Origin of the sequence: Spirosoma arboris (assembly GCF_009754945.1) — a bacterium.
GTDB classification, from domain to species: Bacteria; Bacteroidota; Bacteroidia; order Cytophagales; family Spirosomataceae; genus Spirosoma; species Spirosoma arboris.
In genome coordinates this window covers 1-7,729 of the sequence record NZ_WPIN01000042.1, presented here as the reverse complement: position 1 = coordinate 7,729, position 7,729 = coordinate 1, and the positions used below count along the sequence as shown (strand labels likewise).

Genomic DNA, 7,729 nt, shown 5'->3' with positions numbered 1-7,729 from the left:
CTCTTGATAGCTTATCGAGTTTACTGGTTACCTTCATACAATCTCTAAAAACGGAAAAATTGGTAGCCTCTTCGGTTTGAATAGAATCTTTCAGGCGGGAAACTCGGTCAGCTAATTGATTGATCTGGTCTTTAAAATCCATGAGGAAGGAAGATATAGTGTGATAGGTCACAAAGTATATCCATTATCACGGTGACTCATTAAAACTTAAACGCTTGCTTTTATGCAACCCAATGTGTTGCTTTTAATGACTCAGTGCTTATATTTACCATTATAATTTTTAAGCAATGGCAAAGGAGACGCTATCACTCAGACTTCCCGGAGACAGTTTGTCTCAGATTGAAGAACTTAAACCTTTATTTGGTCCTAGTGCTGCTAAAGTAGTAGAGCGAGCAATTGCTTATTTGCATGAAAACAAGATAGCAGTGGCCGAAATAGATCATCAACAACGAATTACTCGATTAGGCTAAAAGTAAAGTTGCTTTAAATCTAACAGAGTTTAATATTTTTAAATTAGCAACACATTGTGTTGCTTTTTGCGTTTAAAGCAGCTAATATTGCTAAGTATTTCAAGAATATATAAGAGGCTGTATAGTACCGATGAGGTTGCTCGCTGGACTGTATGATCTAAGTTGAAACAGTATAAAACAGTAAACCCCGCACCAAAAGCCTGCAAGCGATCATGGTTCGGGGTCCTGTGGTCAACCATTTAAACCTTCATTCAAATGTCAACGGGACAAAAGTACTCGGGGAAAGGGGATTCTACAACCCTTCCTGAACAAACGGTTAAAAACGAGCTACAGGCGGCAGTCATTGCCGCTATGTCGGCAAACGACGGTGCAATAATTATCCCCAGAGCCTATGGAGGAAGCTCCCGACCTCCTGTCAAAATCCAGGCAAATGCCTTTGTTGACTCTTTGGGGGACTTCGCCTATCTGGTTGAGGTTCGCCAAGCCGTGCGCGCCTGGTTTTGCTGCTACATCCCGGATGATGTACATACCAGTGTGCCGGGTCCTGATCTGGGCAGGAGTACGACCTTGTTTCAGCATCTGGATGAGCTCCTCAATGATCTGATGGTATCCGCCTTTGAGCGGGTATTGGAAGAGCAGTAGCCCAACTAGGACTCACCATCACAAGGCTTTTCTTAAGAAACCTTTTGCCCTCTGACTCAGAAGGGGGAGCTTAAGCCAATCGTCAATTTTTCATTGTCTCACGCCCAAATAGACTTGGGCCTAATTGCACCTATAACTATGAACAGCCTTGTCTTCCGGCATCAACCCATGAAGTCGCCATTATTTCAGTTTCGTAAAGGAAGAGCCAAAAAGAAATTTCATGCCAGTACGCCCGACGGTAAGCCTGATCACGACGGTACAGTCTGCGTGGTGCTGACTATTAACAATATTCGCTACGGTCCCTATGCGACCGACATCTATACCTTTCATCAGATCTGGAAAGCCCGCAGCCAACCGCGCCCATCCGAAGCCGTTATTCAGCTTAATGAGCAGATGGTCAACTATGCCAATTTCTTGAAAGAAGTTTATACCGCCTTATTACATCAGTGCCGCATTGAAGGCGAAGTAATACCGATCAACGGCGAAATGGTCATGGGCGCTATGACAGTCGAAAGGAAGCGATTAAAAGGGGAAACGGTCGCTCAGCTCCGGGCCCTGGACATCAAGCAAGGCAGTGCCTATATAACCCTGCCTGAGCTCTACAAGGAGTTTATGATCGCCCGCAAGCGCGACATTGAGGATAACCGGCAGAAGCGAGTAGATGGCCAGATTTCAAGGTCCACTTACGATACTTATCCCAAACGGTGGGTCATGATTGAAGCCTACCTGAAGCATACCGGTAGACGGGATATTCCGGTGGTGGGTATAAAAGCCAAGTGGGGTGAGAAGTTAAAAGACTTCCTAAAGACCTACCGGCAAAAGAATGGTAAACTCTACCAGATGGTGAGCATCAACAAAAGCCTTTCGCTGATGAAAATGTTAATGAGTTTTGCCAAAAGACAAGGGCACACGGATAAGATGCCCCTGGATGAATTATCGTGTCGGTCAGGATCATCGGCTAAACCAAAGCCATTGACCGACGCTCAGATGCAGCATCTGGAGACGGTTTACCTGCCGCCTAATCTCCGCCATATCTGCGATAGCTGGCTGATTGCCGCTGAACTATGCCTGCACTATTCGGACTACAAGAAGCTACCCAAAATGACATTCATTACCCAGCCAGACGGTCAGCGATATATTCAGCACGACCGAAGTAAACAGCGCGGCACGGAACTTCTCCAGACGGTGGATATAACGCCCCGTGCCGAGCGGCTACTGGCTAAATACGATATAAAGAAGCTGTATTACAAATCCAGTGGTGACTTTGCGGACTATCTTAAAATCATCGCGATACGGGCCAACCTAGTTGATCGGGACGGCAATATAATTCCTCTCCAATTTGGACAGGGACGCGATACGGGCTTGACCAGCCGGGTAATTAGGGGCGCTAATGCGCTGCAACTAACCAAGATGGGAGGTTGGGCCAACCCTCGGGTAGCAAACCGGTATGTAGGCTTAGACGTCGAGGTGGTTCAGGGCTTTGCCCGTCAGCACCTGTCCTCCATTGGTTAATGGATGCAGTCTTTCATGTTTAGCCATCCGGCTAGTAGTTAATCTTAGCAACTAATCAATATACTATTATGAATCACTATTTGAAGTGTGCCGACCAACCCATGTATGTCCGTTTTGAGTTTCGAAAGAATCAACGCCAAAAATGTAGTAAATATCAGGGCGGTACAGTTCCATCTGAAATGCCGGGTAAAGTTTATGCCACTCTCATTATCGGGACCATTTACGATGAGATAACGGGCAATACGCGGGGTATCCCCTATGGACCTTATGGAACGAAAATTACCACCACAAAAGGGTTGTGGGATCTTCGTCGATCACTTCGTCCCACCCCCGAAGTTCGGGAACTTAATCGCCAGATTAGCTCAGTTCAAAATGAGCTCGAAGTCGCCCACGCAGAGTTGTGTCGTCAAATAAGAGAACAGCAAACCGGGCTCATTATCAATGGACCCATGGTTCTCGACATCTGGAAGCGTCTCAAGTCGGTCAATCCCGTGACCCTAGCGGAGGTCTACGGTGAATTCATCGCCTGGAAGAAAAGCATGATCCAGCCCAATCGACGCATCCGTAAACCCGAACAGATTTCGCCCGCCACTTTCAAAACCTACCCCAAATGGTGGGTCTTGATTCAGCAGTTCCTCCACCACAAAAAGCAGTTACGAATGCCCGTTATGAACGTTGAATACGCCATCGCGACCAACCTGGTCGAGTGGATGGTGAAGCAACATACCTCCCGGGGAGCTAAAACGAAGACTTACGCCCAGTCAAGCATCAGTAAGACCATCAAGCTCCTAAAAATGCTACTAATCTACGCCCAGAGCAAGGGCTACGTTCGTTATAATGTATTGGCGACCTTCTCCATTCCGGCGGGTTCTCCGGCTGATCCCAAGCCTTTGACTGAGGGGCAAATGAACCAGCTCGAAACCGCTGAGTTACCACCTGCGCTACGCCATCAGTGTGATAGCTGGTTAGTAGCCGCCGAACTTTGTCTGCACTATGCTGACTTTATGGAGTTACCCAACATGAAGTTCGTTACTTCTGAAACCGGTAAGCTATTTATTCAGCATGACCGGGCCAAACAGGCCGGTACTAAGCTGATTCAAACTGTAAATCTAACGCCACGTGCCCAACGTTTGCTGGACAGATATAATGGTCCTACTGGCCTGTACTACGGCAGTAATTCCTATTGGAGCAAGATACTTAAGCGGATAGCCCGAGAAGCCGATCTTCGGGATGAACAAGGTGATCTGATTAGTTTGCAGTTTGGCCAGGGACGGGATACGGGTTTAACGCAGCGAGCTATTCAAGGAGCCACCAGTGTGCAGTTGTCGAAGATGGCTGGGTGGTCGAAAACAGGTCAGGCAGAGCGCTACGTGGCGAATCCGGTAGCGATTGTGGAAGCCTTTGCCAATACCCTAAAAGCGCAGCCCGAGCCAAGACCTGATAAACCTTTCACTCAGATCCATAAAGCTTCCTAAGTCATGTATAAACACTCACGCCAACCTATGCAGAACATACGGTTCGACATCCGTAAAGCTCAGCAGACAAAACAATTTATGACTGGTTCCGCCGACGCTAAGCCAACTTACGATTCCTTAATTGAAGTTAGTTTTTGCATCAACTCCGTTCGCTACGGTCGTTATGCAACTGGTATCCGAACGTTTCGTAGTATTTGGGAAGGGCGAAAATCGGTCCGGGTCAGCGCCGAAAGCAAAGCGCTCATCAATCAACTGGCTGCTTATGAGCATTTACTCGAATCGATTCATGCCGACTTACTGTCAAAAGGCGAGGCCATAACGGGCGATTTACTTATTAAGATTGCCAGAAACGAAGAACTGGGTGGCCTCGCCACCCTCGCTTCGGTATTTGCCGAGTTTATGACGGCTCGTAAAGCGATGATTGAGCCTAATCGTAGGCTTCGGAAGACGGACCAGATTGCGGAGCAAACCTATAAGTCCTACACGAAGCGGTGGGCTATGATTGAGCTGTATCTGAAGCATGATAAAAGAAATACCTTCCCCATTGGTGCAATCAATTATGGGTTTACAACTCGGCTTAAAGAATTTCTGGTCGCCTATCAACCCAAAGAAAAGAAGCTTTACGGCTCGGCTACTATCAACAAGGCAATCTCATTCCTGAAAATGCTGGTTACCTACGCTCAAAGTAAGGGATATGTTGAGGCAAATGTAATTACTAGCTTTGCCTGTCGGGGCGGCTCAGCAGCCAATCCAAAGCCCCTGAGTGAAGAGACGCTCGACTATTTAGAGAACTGCCCATTACCAGATCGCCTGCGACTGATCTGTGATTCATGGCTGATTGCAGGTGAACTATGTCTGCACTACTCGGATTACAGGAGTCTGCCGACTATGCGCTTTGTTTCCTATCAGGGCGGCACCTATATTCAAAATGAGCGAAGTAAGCAGCAGGGTACTAGTTTGGTGCAGACGGTGAACGTGACTGCTAGGGCAATCCGATTATTGGCTAAGCATGGTGGACCCAGGGGGCTATACTATAAAACGAGTGGTGCCTTTTCGAGTGCGCTAAAGCAAATAGCTTATCTAACGAACTTAAGGGATAGGGAGGGCAATTTCATCGATCTGCAATTTGGTCAGGGACGAGACACGGGTCTGACTAGTCGAGCCCGGCAGGGAGCCAATGCAATTCAGCTGAGTAGTAGGGCTGGCTGGAGTAATCCCAGGGAGGCTCGGAGATATTTAGGGGATGCGTTGGGCATTGTGGCTGGGTTTGTTGAACGAAGTGGTAGCGGGCATGAAACCCCAACTTCTCCAATTCCCTTCTCTCACATCTACAAAGCCTCCTAATCGCTATGGAAAGGATGAAACCATCCTCAGGAGACCCCCGCGATTGCTACGACTTCGAGACGCTCTGGCAGTGGGTGGAAGACCTTCAGGAACTAGCCACTGTTCAGCAAGAGTTGGTAACGTGTAGTAACAAGCAGTGCTATATAGCAGATAAGCTCTACCGGCAACTGGATGAGAAAATAACCCTACTGGAACAGAAAGCAGCCTTGCTGTCGGAGAAGCTAGATTTACTACTGGAGCGTATTGCTCAGTACGAGATTGCGTTTTCGGCCGCGTCGATCAATGATGTACGGCGGTTGAATTGACGATGCAAGTACTTGCCACTCAAAGAAAGCCAGTCCTCTCCCGGCTGGCTTTTTATTATTTCCTGACTGATTTTACTAACGCTACCCGAGCCAGAGTACCCTTCGCCCGGACCGAGTTCATTTGGCTCCGATTCGCATGTATGCGGGCATAAGTATTAATCTCTTTGAGGGTGTTACCGGCCTGGTATATCAGGTAAACCACCAGGATATAGCGCGCCGCCTCCCAGCAAATGTTAGTATCTTTGCGCATCTGTTCACTTCAGCTTATGGGTTTACTCGTGAAGGTGCGAGGAATTTGGGAGACAGCCAAATAATCTATCATCTGGGCTTCTCCGCTGACAACCTAGAACACCGGTGTAGGCAGTGTAGCAAATGCAAGCAGTAAAACATCGTTTATTTTTATCTGTTATTTCACATTACAAGGGAGCATTCCCAGAATAGCCTACCACTACCAAAGCCTGGCATATCCGTGACAGGTCTAGTTGCGTTTAGTTTCTAGCGGATTCCGTTCCACCGGGGAAGGCTTCAGGCCCCCTTAGCCTCCTGGCTGAGGGGGCTTTTAATGCTTAAAACAAGAGCGTCACCGCATACTCAATCTTTTCCAGAAGGGCCATTAAGGCCGCTTCCATCCTGGCTAGATCACTACTGGGATAGACCTGGCGTAACCTGCTTAACTCCGTTCGAGCCTGCTGATCCAGCACTGCCCAGGCATAGGTTTGATTGGCATTCTGGGGATGAATCAAGTGTAAATGCTGAAACAATCCCTCCAGGCGGGCAAAAGCTGATTCGATTTCGGAGAGATCAGGCTGAAGGCTAAGGGTTTGAATATGGTCATTCTGAGCTATGATCTGAGCTAGCAGAGTGGTCATCGTGCAGGGGATTGGGGTACGAAACAATTAACTAGAAGCGGTAAAGACGCCCGCTATAATCTAGTCATACGTCAAATCAAGCCGGATAGATTCTTAACGTGAGCTGATTAACGGAGGAGGCCTCCCGCTGGCAAGGGGTGAATACGAAGTTTGTGGTAGGAAATTCGGGTAAACAACTCGGCTTCTGATCGGTTACTTTTTAGCTGATTCGAGTCTGAGCGGTGCTTTCTCCATCAGCAGGGTAGTGAACTCTAGCCGCCAAGGTCGGGTCAAGGCCTTAGGCTGGTCTGAGCGAAGCGATAAGTTGACCTCATCTGCCTCCATGCCTTTCTATCTAAAGCCTTTACTGCCCAATACCCCTGATCTGGGGGCCTGGCCCCCGCTTCGGGTTTACACCAACAATACGGGTGCGCAGTGGCTGTCGGTAGCGGATTTGGTTTATTTAGAAGGGGAAGCCAATTACACCTGGCTGCATTGGGCCAATGGTCGTCGATTGTTAGTGACCACGACGCTCAAACGAGTGGAGGCTCAGTTACCACCGGCTTACTTCCTGCGTTTGCATCGTCGGTATGTGGTCAATCGGCAATTCATTGAGCAAGCCAAGCTCACGTTTGGTAAACCGATGGTTCATCTGGTTGGCGGCATGCATTTACCCATTTCCCGCCGTCGCTGGATGGTGCTTCGTTCGCAATTCACCCTGCGGTAGCCTCTCTGGTGAAACTGTTAGGCAGGTTAATGACAAGCGAGTTTGGTGATAAATAGGTCCTAAGTTGATTGATCATCGGCTGATCATCTATAAAATGAGCTCTTAGACGACTAGGCGGCTGGTGGCGGAGTTAATTCATGACCTAGTTTCCTGACCCGGGTTGGCGCCACAGTTTTGACGACCCCACTTTCGTCGAGCTTGATGGTCAATCGCCCATAACTGGTCCAGCCAAGCACCACTGCTTCACTCCGGCTCCTCAAGAAGCCTTTCACCATATTAGCTACACTGACGCGATCACCGGCAGAAAAGATAGGGTTCATAGATAGAGGTTTAGCTAGGGTAAGATACAAAAAAGTTCGATAGCATAGCGATTCTTCCCGTCTTTTGCCCAAACCCTTTGCTGTTT

The 7,729-nt window shown here is 48.2% G+C and carries 9 protein-coding genes; 7 read left to right on the top strand and 2 right to left on the bottom strand.

The genetic code is table 11. The features are described from left to right. Window positions 1-287: 287 nt before the first annotated feature. From GO755_RS40475 to GO755_RS40450, 6 genes are all read left to right on the top strand, one after another. Window positions 288-470, top strand: a complete 183-nt coding sequence (locus tag GO755_RS40475) for a hypothetical protein (protein WP_157591142.1) — start codon at window positions 288-290, stop codon at window positions 468-470. A gap of 255 nt (window positions 471-725) precedes the next feature. Next, window positions 726-1,112, top strand: a complete 387-nt coding sequence (locus tag GO755_RS40470) for a hypothetical protein (RefSeq protein ID WP_157591141.1) — start codon at window positions 726-728, stop codon at window positions 1,110-1,112. Between the two features lie 138 nt (window positions 1,113-1,250). Further along, window positions 1,251-2,624, top strand: a complete 1,374-nt coding sequence (locus tag GO755_RS40465; RefSeq protein ID WP_157591140.1) for a site-specific integrase — start codon at window positions 1,251-1,253, stop codon at window positions 2,622-2,624. A gap of 68 nt (window positions 2,625-2,692) precedes the next feature. Beyond that, a complete protein-coding gene (locus GO755_RS40460) occupies window positions 2,693-4,099 on the top strand; it encodes a phage integrase SAM-like domain-containing protein (protein ID WP_157591139.1) in 1,407 nt (468 codons plus the stop codon). Window positions 4,100-4,126: 27 nt separating this feature from the next. Beyond that, window positions 4,127-5,443 carry a phage integrase SAM-like domain-containing protein gene (locus tag GO755_RS40455; RefSeq protein WP_157591138.1) on the top strand — a complete coding sequence of 439 codons (1,317 nt, stop codon included), beginning with the start codon at window positions 4,127-4,129 and terminating at the stop codon, window positions 5,441-5,443. Between the two features lie 14 nt (window positions 5,444-5,457). Next, window positions 5,458-5,748 (top strand): hypothetical protein, encoded by a 291-nt coding sequence (locus tag GO755_RS40450; protein ID WP_227687292.1) that lies wholly within the window; start codon window positions 5,458-5,460, stop codon window positions 5,746-5,748. A gap of 566 nt (window positions 5,749-6,314) precedes the next feature. Here the strand turns inward: GO755_RS40450 and GO755_RS40445 are convergent. Continuing rightward, window positions 6,315-6,617 (bottom strand): hypothetical protein, encoded by a 303-nt coding sequence (locus GO755_RS40445; RefSeq protein ID WP_157591136.1) that lies wholly within the window; start codon window positions 6,615-6,617, stop codon window positions 6,315-6,317. Between the two features lie 244 nt (window positions 6,618-6,861). Here GO755_RS40445 and GO755_RS40440 point away from each other — a divergent pair, with 244 nt between their 5' ends. Beyond that, window positions 6,862-7,323: a LytR/AlgR family response regulator transcription factor gene (locus GO755_RS40440; protein ID WP_317166056.1), complete on the top strand. Its 462-nt coding sequence runs from the start codon at window positions 6,862-6,864 to the stop codon at window positions 7,321-7,323. Between the two features lie 110 nt (window positions 7,324-7,433). On the opposite strand, the gene GO755_RS40435 is transcribed toward GO755_RS40440, so the two are convergent. Next, on the bottom strand, window positions 7,434-7,643 hold the full coding sequence (locus GO755_RS40435; RefSeq protein WP_157591135.1) for a hypothetical protein: 210 nt from the start codon (window positions 7,641-7,643) through the stop codon (window positions 7,434-7,436). Window positions 7,644-7,729: the final 86 nt, after the last annotated feature.

What these genes read in the sequence shown, in the direction of transcription:
- GO755_RS40455 (WP_157591138.1), top strand. Translation starts at nt 4,127, where the DNA reads ATGCAGAACATACGGTTCGACATCCGTAAAGCTCAGCAGACAAAACAA.
- GO755_RS40450 (WP_227687292.1), top strand. Translation starts at nt 5,458, where the DNA reads ATGAAACCATCCTCAGGAGACCCCCGCGATTGCTACGACTTCGAGACG.
- GO755_RS40435 (WP_157591135.1), bottom strand. Translation starts at nt 7,643, where the DNA reads ATGAACCCTATCTTTTCTGCCGGTGATCGCGTCAGTGTAGCTAATATG.
- GO755_RS40465 (WP_157591140.1), top strand. Translation starts at nt 1,251, where the DNA reads ATGAACAGCCTTGTCTTCCGGCATCAACCCATGAAGTCGCCATTATTT.
- GO755_RS40460 (WP_157591139.1), top strand. Translation starts at nt 2,693, where the DNA reads ATGAATCACTATTTGAAGTGTGCCGACCAACCCATGTATGTCCGTTTT.
- GO755_RS40475 (WP_157591142.1), top strand. Translation starts at nt 288, where the DNA reads ATGGCAAAGGAGACGCTATCACTCAGACTTCCCGGAGACAGTTTGTCT.
- GO755_RS40445 (WP_157591136.1), bottom strand. Translation starts at nt 6,617, where the DNA reads ATGACCACTCTGCTAGCTCAGATCATAGCTCAGAATGACCATATTCAA.
- GO755_RS40470 (WP_157591141.1), top strand. Translation starts at nt 726, where the DNA reads ATGTCAACGGGACAAAAGTACTCGGGGAAAGGGGATTCTACAACCCTT.